Annotated in this window: 17 protein-coding genes and 1 tRNA gene; 2 read left to right on the top strand and 16 right to left on the bottom strand. The window is 56.4% G+C overall.

Annotation, left to right across the window (positions count from 1 at the left end):
• Positions 1–54: 54 nt before the first annotated feature.
• From MKFW12EY_RS14770 to MKFW12EY_RS14845, 16 genes are all read right to left on the bottom strand, one after another.
• A tRNA-Thr gene (locus tag MKFW12EY_RS14770) sits at positions 55–130 on the bottom strand.
• 61 nt (positions 131–191) lie between these two features.
• Positions 192–1,037, bottom strand: a complete 846-nt coding sequence (locus MKFW12EY_RS14775; RefSeq protein WP_231890874.1) for a sulfite exporter TauE/SafE family protein — start codon at positions 1,035–1,037, stop codon at positions 192–194.
• Positions 1,038–3,488, bottom strand: a complete 2,451-nt coding sequence (locus MKFW12EY_RS14780) for a heavy metal translocating P-type ATPase (protein ID WP_221053276.1) — start codon at positions 3,486–3,488, stop codon at positions 1,038–1,040.
• A gap of 71 nt (positions 3,489–3,559) precedes the next feature.
• Entirely contained in the window at positions 3,560–4,171 is a 612-nt protein-coding gene (locus MKFW12EY_RS14785) for a hypothetical protein (RefSeq protein ID WP_054762253.1), read from the bottom strand.
• A gap of 95 nt (positions 4,172–4,266) precedes the next feature.
• Entirely contained in the window at positions 4,267–4,455 is a 189-nt protein-coding gene (locus MKFW12EY_RS23085) for a hypothetical protein (RefSeq protein ID WP_082409858.1), read from the bottom strand.
• Positions 4,456–4,580: 125 nt separating this feature from the next.
• Entirely contained in the window at positions 4,581–4,766 is a 186-nt protein-coding gene (locus MKFW12EY_RS14795) for a heavy metal translocating P-type ATPase metal-binding domain-containing protein (protein WP_064041388.1), read from the bottom strand.
• Positions 4,767–4,956: 190 nt separating this feature from the next.
• A complete protein-coding gene (locus tag MKFW12EY_RS14800; RefSeq protein WP_054762270.1) occupies positions 4,957–5,166 on the bottom strand; it encodes a hypothetical protein in 210 nt (69 codons plus the stop codon).
• A 234-nt stretch (positions 5,167–5,400) separates the two neighbouring features.
• On the bottom strand, positions 5,401–6,621 hold the full coding sequence (locus MKFW12EY_RS14805; RefSeq protein ID WP_221053277.1) for an aspartate kinase: 1,221 nt from the start codon (positions 6,619–6,621) through the stop codon (positions 5,401–5,403).
• Positions 6,622–6,809: 188 nt separating this feature from the next.
• Positions 6,810–7,847, bottom strand: coding sequence for a glycosyltransferase family 4 protein (locus MKFW12EY_RS14810; RefSeq protein WP_221053278.1), 1,038 nt, complete (start codon positions 7,845–7,847; stop codon positions 6,810–6,812).
• Positions 7,848–8,068: 221 nt separating this feature from the next.
• Complete coding sequence (alaS, locus tag MKFW12EY_RS14815; protein ID WP_221054616.1) at positions 8,069–10,678, bottom strand: alanine--tRNA ligase; 2,610 nt, start codon at positions 10,676–10,678, stop codon at positions 8,069–8,071.
• Between the two features lie 105 nt (positions 10,679–10,783).
• Positions 10,784–11,287 (bottom strand): regulatory protein RecX, encoded by a 504-nt coding sequence (locus MKFW12EY_RS14820; RefSeq protein WP_054762244.1) that lies wholly within the window; start codon positions 11,285–11,287, stop codon positions 10,784–10,786.
• Positions 11,250–12,299, bottom strand: coding sequence for a recombinase RecA (recA, locus tag MKFW12EY_RS14825; protein WP_054762243.1), 1,050 nt, complete (start codon positions 12,297–12,299; stop codon positions 11,250–11,252). The genes MKFW12EY_RS14820 and recA overlap by 38 nt, the downstream gene beginning before the upstream one ends.
• Before the next feature lie 70 nt (positions 12,300–12,369).
• Positions 12,370–13,683, bottom strand: a complete 1,314-nt coding sequence (locus MKFW12EY_RS14830) for a cobyrinic acid a,c-diamide synthase CobB (RefSeq protein WP_245006318.1) — start codon at positions 13,681–13,683, stop codon at positions 12,370–12,372.
• A 61-nt stretch (positions 13,684–13,744) separates the two neighbouring features.
• Positions 13,745–14,842 carry a quinolinate synthase NadA gene (gene nadA, locus MKFW12EY_RS14835; RefSeq protein WP_054763303.1) on the bottom strand — a complete coding sequence of 366 codons (1,098 nt, stop codon included), beginning with the start codon at positions 14,840–14,842 and terminating at the stop codon, positions 13,745–13,747.
• Between the two features lie 63 nt (positions 14,843–14,905).
• The gene (locus MKFW12EY_RS14840) at positions 14,906–15,304 is read right to left on the bottom strand and encodes a hypothetical protein (protein WP_221053279.1); all 399 of its coding nucleotides are present in this window, start codon (positions 15,302–15,304) and stop codon (positions 14,906–14,908) included.
• 43 nt (positions 15,305–15,347) lie between these two features.
• A complete protein-coding gene (locus MKFW12EY_RS14845) occupies positions 15,348–15,920 on the bottom strand; it encodes a DUF2780 domain-containing protein (RefSeq protein ID WP_221053280.1) in 573 nt (190 codons plus the stop codon).
• A gap of 260 nt (positions 15,921–16,180) precedes the next feature.
• Between MKFW12EY_RS14845 and MKFW12EY_RS14850 the strand changes: the two genes are divergently transcribed.
• A complete protein-coding gene (locus MKFW12EY_RS14850) occupies positions 16,181–17,110 on the top strand; it encodes a ZIP family metal transporter (RefSeq protein ID WP_221053281.1) in 930 nt (309 codons plus the stop codon).
• Between the two features lie 51 nt (positions 17,111–17,161).
• On the top strand, positions 17,162–17,821 hold the full coding sequence (locus tag MKFW12EY_RS14855) for a TMEM165/GDT1 family protein (protein ID WP_221053282.1): 660 nt from the start codon (positions 17,162–17,164) through the stop codon (positions 17,819–17,821).
• The last annotated feature ends 8 nt before the right edge of the window (positions 17,822–17,829 follow it).

Genomic DNA, 17,829 nt, shown 5'->3' on the forward strand with positions numbered 1-17,829 from the left:
GTAGCACCAATAAAAAAGGCCTAGATGAAAAAACACCTAAGCCTTTGATAAATATGGAGCTGGCGATGGGACTCGAACCCGCGACCGGCTGATTACAAATCAGCTGCTCTACCAACTGAGCTACGCCAGCAAATTGGCTCGCCATTATACAAAAAAAACTGAATTAAGCCATTTCTTTTTTCACTACGAGCTCATTTGTTACGGATGCTGTCGATCATACCGGACAAGTAATCCATGATTTGCGCCAGGAATAGGATCAGCCGGTCGAGCTGAGCCTGCAAGAAGAACAGGAAATGACTGTGGTCGAAATCCTGATCCAGATAAAAACTCAGGCCGTTGTTGATGGTATTCAAGCCCATTGCCAGCATGATCAGGGCGGCCGCCTTGAACATGTAACCGCGCAGCTTCGCACTCATTTTGCCGAAGGCGACGCTGATGAACAACATCATCGGCAAGGTTCCGGCTCCGAAAGCCAGCATCAAAGCCCCACCCTCCAGCACGCTGGTTGCCGTCGTTGCTTTCACCGCCATCGCAAACGTCAGCATGCAGGGCATCAGACCGTTCAGGAAGCCGGCAATCACCGAACCGATCAGCGGCCCTCTTTGATTGGCGGTGGCGTAGCCCTTGCGCAATACCGCCAACGGAATCAGCCGCAAGGAGCCCTGCCAGGGTATCCAGCCTAACACACCCATTGCCAGCGCGATAACCACCAAGCCCATCGTGATCTGCAACACGCTTTGGATTTTGCCGAACAAGCCGCTCGATACCAGCACCACGCCCAACGCCGCCGCCAACATGCCGATCGTGGCGTAAACCGAAATCCGCGCCATTTGGTAAGCCAGATAAGGCAAATAGCTTTTGCTTTTTCCGGCTTTCATGAAATAGCCGGATACCAGCGCCCCGCACATTCCCAGGCAATGGCCGCTGCCCAAAAAACCGGCAGCAAACGCCAAGGTGTAATCGAATCCGCTGGCCGCAGCCATTTCGGTCATGCCATGCATGGCATGATCCATCCCTTCCATACTGTGGTGGTTCATTTACTTGTTCAATCTCAAAGAATTGACGATGACGGATACCGAGGACAATGCCATTGCCGCGGATGCGATCATCGGATTCAGCTTGCCGAGCGCTGCGACCGGAATCGCCACGGTGTTGTAGCCGAAGGCCCAGAACAGGTTTTGTTTGATGACGCGAATGGTAAAAGCGCTGAGCTCGATGGTATCGGTCACCTTGCCGATATCGCCTTGTACCAGAGTCAGGTCGGCCGATTCGATGGCAATGTCGGCGCCGCCGCCGACTGCGAAACCGACGTTCGCCGCCGCCAGCGCCGGCGCATCGTTGATGCCGTCGCCGATCATGCCGACATTGTGGCCATCCTGTTGCAATTGGCGGATGATTTGCAATTTTTGCTCGGGCCTGGCGTTGGCCACAACGTCGGCTATGCCGACTTTGTCGGCGATGAAATGGGCGGTCTTTTCGGTGTCGCCGGTCACCATCATGGTTTTGATGCCCAAACGATGCAAGCGCTCGATCGCCTCCGCAGCCTCCGCGCGAGGGCTGTCGGCTATTGCAAACACTGCAGCCTCTTTACCGTCTACCGCCATATACACCGGGGTCTGGCCCTGGCGGGCAAACAAATCGGCATGTTCGGCCAGACGCTCGACCGCCACTTGCTGGCTTTCCAGCCAAGCCTGATTGCCCAGCAAAATTTTGTATCCGGCCACCTCAGCCCGGATGCCACGGCCGGTTTCGCTGTAAAAATAAGCACACTCGCCCGGTTCGACACCTTGTTCGCGGGCGTGGGCGACCACGGCTTTACCCAGGTAGTGTTCCGAATTATTCTCGGCCGATGCCGCCAGCAATAGCAGCTTGGCGTCCGCCATTCGCGAGAGCTTGACCAGTTTACTGACCCTGGGCCGGCCCTCGGTAATCGTGCCGGTTTTGTCGAACACGATCGCGTTCAGTTTGCTGGCGATTTCCAGGCTTTCGCCGTTGCGGATATAGACGCCCTGTTTGGCGGCCTGGCCGGCGCCGACCATGATCGCCGCCGGCGTCGCCAATCCCAGCGCACACGGGCAGGCAATCAGCAGCACGGTAATCGCATTGCCGAAAGCGAAGCCGAAAGGTGCACCGACCAGCAGCCAACCGGCCAATGTCGCTGCGGAAAGCCCCATCACTACCGGCACGAACACCGCCGAGATTTTGTCCACCTGCTTCTGGATCGGTAATTTGGTCGCTTGCGCCTGATCGACCATATGGACGATACCGGCCAGCACCGTGTCCATGCCGATCGCAGTAGCTTTGACATGCAATACGCCATTGCCGTTGACGCAACCGCCGATCACGGCGTGGCCCGGATTTTTCACCACCGGCATACTTTCGCCGGTGATCATGGCTTCGTCGACCGTGGAAATGCCGTAGACCACCAAGCCGTCGGTCGGAATCTTCTCGCCCGGCCTCACCAGCAACAAATCGCCGATCCGGATATCGTCGATATCGACGCGCCGCTCGTTACCGCCCTCGAGCAGCAAGGTAGCGGTTTGCGGTTGCAAATCGACCAGTTTGCGAATCGCCTCGCCGGCCTTGCCGCGGGCGCGCTCTTCCAGGTAACGGCCGAGCAGTACGAATGTGACAATCGCTGCGGCGGCCTCGAAATAAACGTGGCCGCGCCGCCGGAACAAGGCCGGCACGCTATAGCCGTATGCCGAACCGACGCCCAAGGCGATCAGACTGTCCATATTTGCAGCCCGTTGTTTGGCCAAGCGGTACGCCTTAGTGAAAAACTGGCGGCCGGAGCCGAACACCACTTGCGTGGTCAGCGCGAATTGCAACCAATGCAGCCAACTGCGGCTGCCCATCGCCATCGCCGATACCACGACCGGTACCGTCAACAGCCCTGCGGTGACGAAGCGGCGCCGGGCCAGGTCAATACGTTGCAACTCCTTTTCGATCAGTTTCTTCCTTTGCGATAAGGTATCGACCGGCATTGCGCTATAGCCCAATCGTTCGACGATTTCGACCACGTCGGCCGCGCTCAAACAGCCTTGCACGTTGACGGTTTCGGTGGCGAAATTGACGCCGGCCTTGTTGACCCGCTGGTCGCGGTTCAGCACCATTTCGATCAATAGCGCACAGGATGCGCAACTCATACCCTGCACCGCCAAATCGATATCGTGCAGCGGCCCGTCGAGGATTTTACGCTTGTCCTGTTTAATATCGGTCCGCTTCTGGGCGATATTGCCCAACACGGCGTCCAGCATGATCAGCAGGTTTTTTTTCGGCAGCCGGGCGGAATCGAATTCGATCGCCACCGAACCGATCGCAATGACCGAACGCACCCGCTTAATTTCCGGGCGCTTTTTCAGCAGAATTTCCAGGATATATCCGCGCTCCGGATCGCCGGCCAGAACGCTCGAAACGATGCGTACCCGATTGCGCAACTGGTGGTGCAATTCGAAGTTTTTGGGGATGGGGGTCTCGGTTTCCATGGGCGGGATAATCCTGTACCGGAAAGGCGAACCGGCGCGCCGCCGGCCAAACGACGGCTCCGGACTGAACGTTATTTGGGCCTGCGGGAGCGGACCAGTAAGAAAAACATATAGAACAAGGCCATCCATTCGTAACGGTACACAAACGGCCTGACCAGCCATTCCTGCGTGATCCGCGTCCAATGAGTCTTGATCAAATACAGCACCAACACGTCATTTAAAAAATCGATCGTGGCTTTTTCCGGGTCTTTGATCAACGCTTTCGGACCTTTAACACCCAGTTTGCCGACGATTTTCGCCGCCTGCAGCGTTTCTTTACCGGCCTGGTATTTCTCCCGAAACCAGCCACCGACATGGGTCTTTTGCAAACGCTGGCCGATGTTGAGTATCGATTTTTTAGCTTTGTCGGCCAAAGGCGTCTCGAACAGCCCCTGTTGTTCCAACTCGGCGACGATCCCGGATAAACGGATCGCCAATTGGTTAAAACCGCAAACTGCGTCGTCATAGCGGATCGACAATTTGCGCTGGCTTCGGTACAGGCGGGCCGAGCGGACGCCATCGATTTCCACCAGTTTTGCCGCCAATAACTTGGCGACCTCCGCTTGGCAAGCCGGTTCCGGCAATTGAAACCGCACGTGGCCGTCGCCTCGATAACGCAATAAAAATTGTTTCTGGATAGCCATGATCGTTAAAAAACAAAAACGGGCGGTCGGCGCTGCCGAAACCGCCCGTTGTCAACTCGGCGATGGTTTACGCTGGACTTTTAAACCCGGCATCGTCACTCGCTTTCTTTAGCCTCGGCGACGATATCTTCCAGGTTTTCTTTTTGATGCAACACGAAGTCCTTGCCGGCCTCTATGGTTTTGCTGGCGTTGGAAATGATCTCTTTCCTATATTTGTAGACGAAATAACCGGCAACCATACCGGCACCGAAAACCAGCAGTGGGTGTTTCGCTAACTTGCTCATTAATTTTCCTCCAGTATTAACCGTTGCGGTCGCCAAAGTACCCGCCATCACTTGTTTAGCCATTGACGGGCCGTTTACGTCGGATTTGGGATCGTGTTTGTGCGCCATTATATCCTCTACGCTATTTAAGAATGCGGCTGCCGGGCGTCATCCTGGTCGGGCAATACCTGCGCCTCATGCAACATTTGGTAAATACCTTTACAGCCTTCGCAGCAGAATTTTTTGTCGCCGTCGACGGTTTTAAGTTCAAAACCCGCTACTTCAACCGTCAAGCCGCAAAGATCGCAATCTTTTTTAATTTCATCCGTCATGACACAAACTCGTTTTCGTTCGGCAATTTCCAATAACGCGTAATGGAATTATACCCGAAGCAGAATACGCGGCTTGATGAAAACAAACAGCGGCCTGTTACTAGCGACAGATCGAACATGGTTTCCCGACAGGCAAATACTGAATCGTATGGCGCCGGCCGCCCGTTAACGGCAGACACCGGGAGGGCGATTATCGGAGTCCCCTCGCCGCTTGGCTGGAGGCCTTCATCAACGCAATTCTGAGGGCACCGGTCAAGCTGGCACTCAAGCCTAGACGCATAGCCAACGCCGGCACCAAAATCATCGAAGCCACCGCCAAACCGGCGCCCAAGACCAAGCCGGCGGTATTCAGTTGCTGGGCAACCACTTCTTGATTTGCAACTACTAATTCTTGAGCCATCTGTTTACCTCGCGCAGAAAAAATTAATGCAACGCCGATAAACAGCATAAAAAATGCCACAATTACAACCGCTTGATATTGTTTATAAAAAGCAATTCAAAGCAACGTTTTTCGTAAAAAATAAGGCATATGCCCTATTTTTTACAAGTTATATAACATAGTTTTTTAAAACAACACTGCTTCCGCAGCTCATCGAGAATCGCTCGCCTACGCGTCGCGCTCAACGACCGCGGACTACTGCTGATCCAGACCGAATGCGGTGTGCAATGCCCGCACCGCCAACTCCAGATATTTCTCGTCGACGACAACGGAAATCTTAATTTCAGAGGTGGAAATCATTTGAATGTTGATGCCTTCGTTCGCCAACACTTTGAACATGGTGCTGGCAATGCCGGCGTGCGAGCGCATGCCGACGCCGACGATAGACACCTTAACGATGGTGTTGTCGCCGATCACCGTGGTGCTACCGCCCAAATCGGCTTTTAAGCCTTCCAACACATTCTTGGCGCGGACAAAGTCGTTACGGTTGACAGTGAAGGTAAAGTCGGTAGTGCCGTGCGCGGAAATGTTCTGCACGATCATGTCCACCTCGATATTCTCGGCGGCGATCGGCCCCAGGATTTTCGACGCCACACCCGGTAAATCAGGCACACCGGTCAAGGTCAGTTTGGCCTCGTCCCGGTTAAATGCGATGCCTGAAATTAACGCTTTTTCCATTTCTGATTCCTCGTAGGTGATTAGGGTGCCGTTGCCTTCCATGAACGAAGACAAGACGCGCAATTTGACATTGTATTTGCCGGCGAACTCGACCGAACGGATTTGCAACACTTTGGAGCCGAGGCTGGCCATTTCCAGCATTTCCTCGAAGGTAATCTGCTCCAAGCGTCGCGCTTTGGGTACCACGCGCGGATCGGTGGTATAAACGCCATCGACGTCGGTATAGATGTGGCATTCGTCGGCTTTAAGCGCCGCCGCCAACGCCACACCGGTGGTATCCGAGCCGCCGCGTCCTAACGTCGTGATATTGCCGCGCTCGTCGACGCCCTGAAAACCAGCCACGACCACGACTCGGCCAGCTTCCAAGTCGGCGCGGATATTGGCCTCGTCGATTTCGCGGATGCGGGCCTTGGTAAAGGCGCTGTCGGTCAGAATCCGTACTTGCGGGCCGGTATAGGACTTGGCTTCCACGCCGATGTGATGCAGCGCCATCGACAGCAGCGCGATGGTCACCTGTTCACCGGTGGACAACAGTACGTCCAACTCGCGGTCGGTCGGTTGCGGCTGCAATTCTTTGGCCAGCGCCACCAGACGGTTGGTTTCACCGCTCATCGCCGATACGACGACAACGATTTGATCGCCCTTGTCGTGGGCTGTCTTGACTTTCTCGGCTACCGCCTTGATCCGCTCGACCGAGCCGACCGAGGTGCCACCGAACTTATATACGTACAATCCCATTATAATTTTGACCCAATTGCTGAAACGACACGAAAACTCTTCGAAAAACATCGGGAACAACAAAGCCAATCCCGGATTTTGCTTAACAGGCCATTATATCGTGGCAACTCGATAAAACTAAACGACACCGAACTTCGTAACCCAAAAACCCGAATTTGCCCCTCGACAGACGGCTCCGAGACCTCGGATCAGGAAGCTTTCAATACGTCGCAAATATTTTTGACGAAAACAGCCATGGAATGCTGATCGCAAAAATGCCGATATCCGGTCTCAGCGAGCCTCGCCGCCAGTTCGACGTCGCCCCATACTGCTTCTACGGCGAGTTTGAGTTCGGTGAAACTGCCTTTTTCGACCAACAGAGCTGTTTTTCCGTGTTCCGCATACAGACGGGTGGTGGGGGTATCAGTAATGATGACAGGTTTGCGCAAAGCCATAGCTTGCAAAAATACCATTTGTCCCGCCGAGATGTCGTCGACAGCAATCGGAACGATTACCAGCTTGGCGGCGGCAAGCTGTTTGAGGTAGTCTTCGCCGTAGCAGCTATTTAAAATCCGTATATTCTCAGCGCTTTCAACTTCCTTGACCGCTTGATCCGAATCACACACTATACGCAACGGATAGCCCAATTCCGCAAACACTCGGCCAAGCAGAGCGTAATCTCTTCCCGACCTGCCAGCGCTTAATGCGTAAGGCTCAGAGTCAGGTTGCAGTTGCGCTGAAGAACGGGGAGCGTAGACGTGGAGGCCGTACGGAATAAAAATGAATTTGGAATCAGGCGAATTAAAAAACCGCCTATTGTCCTCAACCTCCAATACTGAGTGACAAACCACACGATGAGCCAAGCCAACAATTATCGAAAAATAACAGCGTTTAATTTTCGCGATCCATTGCTGCTGCCGCCGAGTATAAATAAACCCCAACAACATCAATTTAGGCCTTTTTCGGAACAGCAATAAGGAGACTATCGACATCGCCAATATGTCGAAATGGGATTGCGCGACCACCCAATCCGGCCTAGGTTCCGTAAATAGGGACCGCACGGACTGCCGAAACCCGAACAACATCATCCTTGGCCAACCGATGAGATATAGCCAGACTCTGCGGCTATACCTCAAACTAACCAAGTCGGAAAAAATCCTACAATTGATCGATTGCTTATTCAGCTCCTGAGCAAACGGCGAGTCATTCGCGTCTTTAGCAAAAGTTATAAAAAAATGCACATTCATTAGGAACTCAACGATAGGTACCGCAATTCAAAGACCAAACAAACATCGTCTGTAGTCTTCATTATTCAAGACTACAGGAAATGTTTAGCACATCACTGCGCAGCGATAACCGAAAACTTTTAACGGACTTGCATTCGGATTTGACTTCGATATTGAACTGGCCCCGGAACCCATCACCGACGCGCTGGATTAGCGCCCCCACGATATTAGACTGCCAACACTCACCTCAATCGTTCAGACACCCATCCGGCTACCGCGCCCAACGCAGCAGAAAGATTATTCGGATCGTTACCGCCGGCCTGCGCCATATCCGGCCGGCCGCCGCCTTTGCCGCCAACTTGCGTGGCAACGAAATTGACCAACTCACCGGCCTTGACCTTGTCCATCGCATCCTTCGACACGCTGGCAATCAGACTGACTTTGTCGCCGCTGACGGTGGCCAATACCAAGGCCGCACTGCCGAGCTTGTTTTTGATCTGGTCGGCCAGGTCGCGCAGAGCTTTCGGGTCGACGTCGTCGAGTTTGACGGCCAACACCTTCACGCCGTTGACATCGACCGCCTGACTGGTTAACTCGTCGCCGGCCGAGCTGGCCAGTTTGCCTTTGAGTTTTTCCAGTTCCTTTTCCAGATGGCGGTTTTTTTCCAGCAACTGCTGGACCTTGTCGGCGGTTTTGTCCGGCGCGGCTTTCAGCAAGCCGGCGATGCTCAGCAGCGCTTGCTCGCGCTGAGCGATCCATTCCAACGCCCCCTCGCCGGTCATCGCTTCGACCCGGCGCACGCCGGCCGCGACGCCGGTTTCGCTGACGATTTTCAGCAAGCCGATGTCGCCGGTGCGCTGGACGTGGGTACCGCCGCACAGCTCGGTCGAGAAATCGCCCATCGTCAAAACGCGAACTTCGTCGCCGTACTTCTCGCCGAACAAGGCCATCGCGCCGGCCTTGACCGCCTCGTCCTTGGCCATGATTTGCGCGCAAACGGCATTATTGGAGCGGATTTGCTCGTTGACCAAACGCTCGACCGCGGCAATTTGCTCGGCGGTCATCGGCTCGAAATGCGAGAAATCGAAGCGCAGACGCTCGGCATTGACCTGTGAACCTTTTTGCTGAACATGCTCGCCCAGCACGCTGCGCAAGGCCGCGTGCAATAGATGGGTTGCCGAGTGGTTACGTTCGGTCGCCTTGCGGATTTCGGCGTTGACGCTGACTTCACAAGCCATACCTTCGGCGATGACGCCTTTAACGACCCTGCCTTTGTGCAGGAACAACTGGCCGCCCTGTTTTTGGGTATCGGTCACCTCGAAGCTGCCGCCGATGCATTCGATCAAACCGCTATCGCCGACCTGACCACCGGATTCGGCATAGAATGGAGTTTGGTCCAGAATCACCACGCCTTCGTCGCCGGCTTCCAGCGATTCCACCGGCTGACCTTTTTTGAACAGGCCAATGACTTGCACCGAGCCGTCCAGATGCGAGTAACCGGTAAATTCGGTGACGCTGTCATGCTTGATGTCCTGGTCGTAATCGGCGGCGAACTGGCCGCCGGCCCGAGCGCGGTCGCGCTGGGCGCTCATTTCCACTTCGAAACCGGCGTGATCGACGCTCAAATTATGCTCGCGAGCGAAGTCGGCCGTTAAATCGACCGGGAAACCGTAGGTGTCGTACAACAAGAACACCACGTCGCCAGGGATAACGTGACCGTCCAGCTTGGCGACGCAGTTTTCCAGAATTTTCATACCCTGGCCCAAGGTTTCGGCGAAGCGTTCTTCTTCTTTTTTCAGCACCCGCTCGACTTGTTCCTGAGCCTTGACCAATTCCGGATAGGCTGCGCCCATCTCGGCGGCCAGCGGCGCGACCAGTTTGTAGAAGAACGTATCCTGGATTCCCAAACGGTAACCGTGACGGATCGCCCGACGCACGATGCGGCGCAATACATAGCCGCGACCTTCGTTGGACGGCAACACGCCGTCGGTCACCAAAAAGGCGCAGGAGCGGATATGGTCGGCGATCACCCGCAACGAACTGTTGGTCAAATCGGTTGTGCCGGCCAATGCGGCGGCGGTCTTGACCAGGTTCTGAAAAATATCGATTTCGTAGTTGCTATGCACGCCCTGCATCACGGCGGCGATGCGCTCCAGGCCCATACCGGTATCGACCGACGGCGCCGGCAGCGGCGTCAGGTTGCCGTCCTTGTCGCGTTCGTATTGCATGAACACCAGGTTCCAGATCTCGATGTAACGGTCGCCGTCTTCGTCCGGGCTGCCGGGAGGTCCGCCGGCGACGTGCTCGCCGTGGTCGTAGAAAATCTCGGTGCAGGGACCGCAAGGGCCGACGTCGCCCATCGCCCAAAAATTGTCCTTGGCGCCGATGCGCGAGAAACGGGTCGGATCGATTTTAACTTCCTCCAGCCAGATCGCTTCGGCTTCCGAGTCTTCGTCGAATACCGTCACCCAGAGTTTGGCCGGCGGAATGCCCATTTCCTTGGTCAGAAAGTCCCAGGCAAAATTGATCGCATCGCGCTTGAAATAATCGCCGAAGCTGAAATTGCCGAGCATTTCGAAGAAGGTGTGGTGGCGGGCGGTGTAGCCGACGTTCTCCAAATCGTTGTGCTTGCCGCCGGCCCGCACGCAACGCTGGCTGGTCGCGGCGCGGTTGAAATCGACTTTTTCCCGGCCCAGAAACACGTCCTTGAACTGCACCATGCCGGCATTGGTGAACAACAGGGTCGGATCGTTGCCCGGCACCAAGCTGCTGGACGGACGCACGGCATGGCCGCGCTGGCGGAAAAATTCCAGAAAGGCGGCGCGGATTTCGGCGCTGGTCATTTTTTTCATCATGGTTACTTCGATTTTTTGTTCTAAACAAACGTAGGTCGGGTTAGCGTAGCGTAACCCAACATGAAGGCTCGAATTGTCGGGTTACGCTACGCTTTTATACCCTTAGGGTAAACCCGACCTACATAGTTTGATTTTCAACTCCGCAAACACCTGCTTGATCGTCTCGCCGCTGAAGCCGCGCTGCTGCAAAAACCGACTGCGCTTGGCCCATTCGTTTGGCGGCAGCGATTTTTCGTCGCCGTATTTGCCGGCATAAACGTCCAAGGCCAAATTCAACCAACCGCCCTGCTCCTCGGCTTGCAGGTCGAAATCGACGCTGCTAATACCGCGTTGCTGCAATTCGTAGGCGATACGGATTGGGCCATAGCCTTTGCCGATACGGTCGCGGACGTAACATTCTGCGTAGCGTTCGTCGTTTTGCCAGTTTTGCTCGGTTAGCGCGTCGATAACCGGATTAGCTTCATCGCGTTCGAAGCCGCGCAAGGCCAACTTATCCAGCAACTCGCGGCGGCTGTGCTCGCGCCGCGCCAACAATCTCAGGCAAATATCTTCGATTTGCCGGCTACGCTCATTCGCCGTCGCTGAACTCGGCGTCTTCGTCTTCATGAGCCGGAGCGGTCGTCACTCTGCTGGCAAAGGCTTTCTCGCGAATGGCTTTTTCCAGTTCGGCGGCAATTTCCGGGTGTTCGCGCAGGTATTGCTTGGCGTTGTCCTTGCCCTGGCCGATTTTGTCGTTGTTGTAGCTGTACCAGGAACCGGATTTTTGGACGAAACCGAATTCGACGCCCAAGTCGACCAATTCGCCGAGAAAAGACACGCCCTCGCCGTACAGGATTTCGAAGTCGGCTTGTTTGAACGGCGGTGCGACTTTGTTCTTGACGATCTTGACCCGGGTTTCGTTGCCGATCACCTCGTCGCCTTTTTTTATCGCGCCGATGCGGCGAATGTCCATTCGCACCGAGGCGTAGAATTTCAGGGCGTTACCGCCGGTGGTGGTTTCCGGGTTACCGAACATCACGCCGATTTTCATCCGCAACTGGTTGATGAAAATCACCAGCGTGTTGGAGCGTTTGATGTTGGCGGTCAGTTTGCGCAAGGCTTGCGACATCAAGCGCGCCTGCAAACCCATGTGCGAGTCGCCCATGTCGCCTTCGATTTCGGCTTTCGGCGTCAATGCGGCCACCGAGTCGATGACGACGATATCGACCGCACCGGAGCGCACCAGCATGTCGGTGATTTCCAGTGCTTGTTCGCCGGTGTCCGGTTGCGACACCAGCAGGTCGTCGATATTGACGCCGATCTTTTGCGCATACACTGGGTCCAACGCATGCTCGGCATCGACGAAGGCGGCGGTGCCGCCCAGTTTCTGCATCTGGGCGATGGTTTGCAGGGTCAACGTGGTTTTACCGGACGACTCGGGGCCGTAAATTTCGATGATCCGGCCGCGCGGCAAGCCGCCGCAGCCTAGGGCGATGTCGACGGACAAAGAGCCGGTGGACACCACTTCGATGTCGCGGGTCGCGGCGACGTCGCCCATGCGCATGACCGAGCCCTTGCCGAATTGTTTTTCGATTTGCATCAACGCGGCGCCGAGAGCCTTTTTCTTGTTTTCGTCCATATCCTACCTACTGTTGTCTGCCCGGTGAAAACGCGGCATTATCCCATAGAGGCCGGCCGTGAAACAGTTTTTATCGGCCGGATTGCCGGAAAAAACCGGCGGCCACGCTGGGGTTGAACGGGAAATACAGGTGCAGATAGGACGCTTGCAAAGCGCCGTCGCGAAAAAATCCTTCGCCGTGGCCGAAGCGGCGCAACGGTTGCGAATACTGCTGCGGTTGCAGCTCGGTTTCCAGGATCGAAAAATGAAAACTGTGGCCGCGAATCTCGCCTTGGGGCAGCGTCAGACTGTGCATACCCAGATTCGCCAGCCGGCTCTGCATCTGTGCCCGCCCGGGCAACAAGCCCACCATTTCGGCGGCTTGGCCTTGCTTGTCGGCCAAACTCTCCAGCAAATACAGAAAACCGCCGCATTCGGCATAAATCGCTTTGCCCCGACTATGGTGCTGGCGCAAGGCCTGCTTCATCGCCTGATTCCCGGCCAATGCCGCTAAATGCAGCTCCGGATAACCGCCCGGCAAATAAACGCTATCGGCCTCCGGCAGCGCCGAATCGGCCAACGGCGAGAAAAACGCCAACTCGGCGCCCATCGCCAGCAGACAATCCAGATTGGCCTGATAGATGAACGAAAACGCCGCATCGCGCGCCACGGCTATCCGCAACCCGGCCAGTAATGCCGGCGGCGGCTCGCAGCGGACCGGCTCAAACTGCGCCGCTTGCGGCAACCGGCAGGGGCCGAAGCCGTTCAGCAACTCGGCGGCGCGGGCCAGGCGGGCGGAAAGGTCGCCGATTTCGTCGGCTTGCAGCAAACCCAAATGGCGCGACGGCAGCCCGATGGCTTCGTCGCGGGCAACCGCCGCCAACATCGCCATGTCGGTCGGCAAGGCCTCCTGCAACAATTTGGCATGGCCGGCGCTGCCGACCTTGTTGGCAATGACGCCGGCAAACGCCAATTCCGGCCGGTAAGTCGCCAGACCGTGGGCGACGGCGGCAAAGGTTTGTGCCATGCCTTGGGCGTCGATCACCGCCGCCACCGGCACGCCCAGAGCCTGCGCCAAATCGGCGCTGCTGCTGTCGCCGTCGAACAAGCCCATCACGCCTTCGATTAAGATCAAGTCGGCTGTGGCGGCGGCCCGGTAGAGCAACTCCCGGCAATGGCTCTCGCCCATCATCCACAAATCCAGTTGGTACACCGGATGCCCGGAGGCGAATGCCAATATCTGCGGATCGATGAAGTCGGGGCCGGTTTTGAACACCCGCACCGTTAAACCTTGACTGCGAAAATGGTAAGCCAGTGCGGCGGTGATGGTGGTTTTACCTTGGCCGGAAGCCGGCGCAGCGATCAGCATTGCCGGGCAGGCCACGGTATTTTGCGCAGATGCCATGATGAAAACGAGAGTAGCTGACCGGCGGATTACCGCCGGCCGGGAGATTAAAGGTGCGGGATCAGGAGGCCAACAGCATATTGTCCAGCGCCTGCTTGGCCGATGCCGCTTGTTCGGCCGGAACCGCGACTTGGTTGACCACATGGCCGGCGGCCAGATTTTCCAATACCCAGCACAAATGCTGCGGATCGGTGCGGAACATGGTCGAGCACATGCTCAAGGTCGGCGCCATGAAATGCACGCTTTTGCCTTGGGCCTTACATTCCTGGGCCAGACGGTTGACCAGGTTCAGCTCGGTGGCCACCAGCCAGCGGGTGTTGGCCTCGGCCTCGCGCACGATTTTCAGAATCATCTCGGTCGAGCCGATGAAATCCGATTTTTCGCAGACTTCGAAGCAGGCTTCCGGATGGGAAATCACGATGGTTTCCGGATGTTTGGCCTTGAAGTTGTCGATCTGCTCCGGCTGAAACGCTTGATGCACCGAGCAATGGCCTTTCCACAGAATGATTTTGGCCTCGCGGATTTGCTGCTCGGTCAAACCGCCTTGCGGTTTGTTGAAGTCCCAAGTCACCATCTGCTCCAACGGAATCCCCATCCGGTAGCCGGTGTTGCGGCCCAAGTGCTGGTCCGGGAAAAACAACACTTTTTCGCGGCGGGCAAAACTCCAGTTCAGGATTTTCTCGGCGTTGGACGAGGTACAAACGATGCCGCCGTGCTGGCCGCAAAAAGCCTTCAAATCGGCCGCGGAATTGATATAAGTGACCGGCGTCACGCTGTTTTCGACGTCGATGATCTTGGCCAATTCGTCCCAGCATTGTTGCACTTTGATTTTGTTGGCCATGTCCGCCATCGAACATCCGGCCGCCATGTCCGGCAGAATCGCGATTTGTTCCGGCCGCGACAAGATATCGGCCACCTCGGCCATGAAATGCACGCCGCAAAATACGATGAATTCCGCTTCGGACTGAGCGGCCTCGCGCGACAGCTTCAAAGAATCGCCGAAAATATCGGCGTGCTTGAACACCTCGTCGCGCTGGTAATGGTGGCCCAGAATAATGCAGCGTTTGCCGAGTTTGGCTTTGGCGGCGGCAATCCGCGCCTCGCACTCGGCGTCGTCCAGTAAGGCATAATCGTGGATCGGTAAAGCGGCGGCTGTCATGTATCGTTACCTGGCAATGAAAAACGCGACATTGTAGCGCTAAGCCGCTGTTTTCGATACCGCTTAGCCGGCCTGCAGCGCAAAGCGCAATAAAGTCCAGGCGATCCAACCGAATCCCAACGTCGTTGCGATAAAGCTGAGCAGCGAATACACCCGCCAGACCGGTTTGCCCCAAAAATCGGGATCGAAAGCCGCGACCACGAATACGCCAGGATTGGTCATGCCGCCGATCACCACCAGCCAACACGCTGCCACCGGCAATTCCACCTTGGTCGCGTAAAACCCCAGACAGAACAGCGCCATCAACGCAAAATCGATATGAGCGCGAATCATGGTTTTGTAGTCCTTCAAAAACCCGCCGTCGATGCCGGGTATCGGAAACCATTTGGCGAAAGTCATCAACCAAGCCGACATTAAAATCGCGGCGATCATCAGCACCGCACCTACCAGTAATATTTCCATGTGGTTGTTTTATTTTCTAAATTAAGCAGCGACCGGCAAGATATCAACGTAAAGCGCTTTGCAGCAGATTCATCGCGCCGGCTCCGCCCTGGTTCTGTACATATTGCAATACCACCGGCACGAATTGGCCGACCATGGACGGGTTCATGCCCAGGTTTTGGAACGAGCCGGCCAACGCCGCCAAACTGCCCAGGGCATTGTTCTGGCCGCCCAACAAGCTGCCGGCGGCGCCCAACAAACCGGCATTGGCGCCGTTGGCAGGCAGTTGCGGCGCCGACGACAGATAGCGGTCCATACCCGGAACGCTGCCGCTCAATTGCGAGAAATCGCCCGGATTCATGCGTTGTTGCGCCACCGAAAAGATCGAGCCGACACCGCCCAACGCTTGCTGCGGGCTGATGCCCAATTGCCCGACCAGAATGTTGATCAAACTCAATTCGTTGCCGATGCCCGCCACCGCGGCGCCGGTGCTGCCGATCGCCGCCGGCGCTGGTTGGAAGACCCCATTCTGCGCGCCGCCCAAGGCAAAGGTTTGGCCTGTCGGCTGTTGTACCGGAGCGCACGCGCCCAAAACCAGCGCTGCCCACGCAGCGCGATAAATATTCATATGTTTCATAATTTCCGCCTGAAAAAAAAGATGCCGGACAAACCTGCCGGCCATACGCCCGCGTTCGCTCGGCCCGCTGACTTTAAATCGAAAGGCTGCCGGCTGACAACAGCAGGCAAAATTCGCAGCTAAAAACCTGGCTGGCCAAGACCACCGGGTCTGCCGCCAATTTGCCGGGCCCCGCGCATAAATCGCCAACTTGGCCGCGGGCCGGATTGGCGAATTCAGTATAATCCTGCGCTTGGCCTAACCATCGATCGGGTAACGATATGCAGAATATTCAAAAAACACTGGAAGATTACTACCTCCGCTTGCAAGCCCACCCCAAATACCTGCAGGTCATGACCTTGCCGACCTTGCAACGCTGGGGCGTATTGGCCGGCCTGTTCCTCGCCTCGCAAATTCTGGTATTCGGCAGCCTCTACCTTATTTTCGGCAAAATCGTCGTGATCGGCTTCTTCGCCAGCGTGTTGGCCGGCTGCGCCACCGGCGTCGGTGCGTTGCCGGCTTTGTTTTTTAAAAACATTTCCGACCGTCTGTTCAACAGTATGCTCGGCGCCGCAGCCGGCGTGATGCTGGCCGCGACGGCATTTTCGCTGCTGGTACCGGGCATGGAATACGGCGAACAAGTCTGGCCCGGCAAAGGTTTATGGATAGTCTCGGCCGGCATGTTGATCGGCGCCCTGTTTCTACATTTCGCCGACAGCCGCCTGCCGCATCTGCATTTCGATTCGGTCAGCGACCATTCACTGGATTCGCTGCAAAAAATCTCGCTGTTCATCATCGCCATCACCATCCACAACTTCCCGGAAGGTATGTCGGTCGGGGTCAGCTTCGGCTCCGGCGATTTGAATAACGGCTTGGTGCTGTCGATCGCAATCGCCCTGCAAAACCTGCCCGAAGGTTTGGCGGTGGCCTTACCGCTGGTGGGCTTAGGCTACGATAAATGGAAAGCGGTCGGCATTGCCACTCTGACCGGCTTGGTCGAACCGGTCGGCGGCTTGCTGGGAATCACGATGGTCACGCTGTTTTCGTCGATTCTGCCGATCGCCATGGGCTTCGCCGCCGGCGCCATGCTGTTTGTCATCAGCGAAGAAATCATCCCGGAAACCCATTCCAAAGGCCGTTCCCGTATCGCCACTTTTTCGCTGATGTTCGGCTTCATCATCATGATGGTACTGGACCGGCTGTTGGTCTAGCCCGGCGGGCAATTTGCCGTTACCCGCTTCTGCCGCAACTAAAAGTTATCCATGGACACTCTCGTCTCACTGTTTGACCAACTCCACGCTGTAAACCCCGCAGAGCTGTTCGCCGCCGGCGGCACCGCCTTCGCGCTGATCGCCGCCGCCGAAATCGGCGATAAAAGCCAATTAGTCTGTATGACATTGGCATCGCGCCATCGGCCGGCGCCGGTGCTGTGGGGAGCGATAGCCGCATTTATGCTGTTGAATACGCTGGCCGTGGTGTTCGGCGCCGCAATCGCCAACTGGCTGCCGGACTATGCGGTCGCGGCCAGCGTCGCACTGCTGTTCGCGGCATTCGGCCTACACGCGCTGCTGAACGGCGGCGGCGATGACGACGATAACCAGGATGTGGCCGAAAAAAGCGGCCACGGTATTTTCATCACGACCTTCCTGCTGATCACGGTCGCCGAATTCGGCGACAAAACCCAACTGGCTGTCGTCGCCTTTAGCAGCACGGCGCAACCGCTGGCGGTTTGGCTGGGCTCGACGCTGGCGCTGAGCTTCACCTCCGCGCTCGGCGTGCTGGCCGGGCGCACCGTGCTGCAACGGATTCCGCTCAGCCTGCTGCACAAAGCCAGCGGTTTGATTTTTCTGGCCCTATCCGCCACCGCCGGCTACAAGACCTACCTCAGCCTGGCCGAGGCCGGGCTGATCCAGCCGCTGTAAGCGCTGCT

It is taken from the genome of Methylomonas koyamae (assembly GCF_019669905.1).
In the GTDB taxonomy this organism is placed as follows: Bacteria; Pseudomonadota; Gammaproteobacteria; order Methylococcales; family Methylomonadaceae; genus Methylomonas; species Methylomonas koyamae.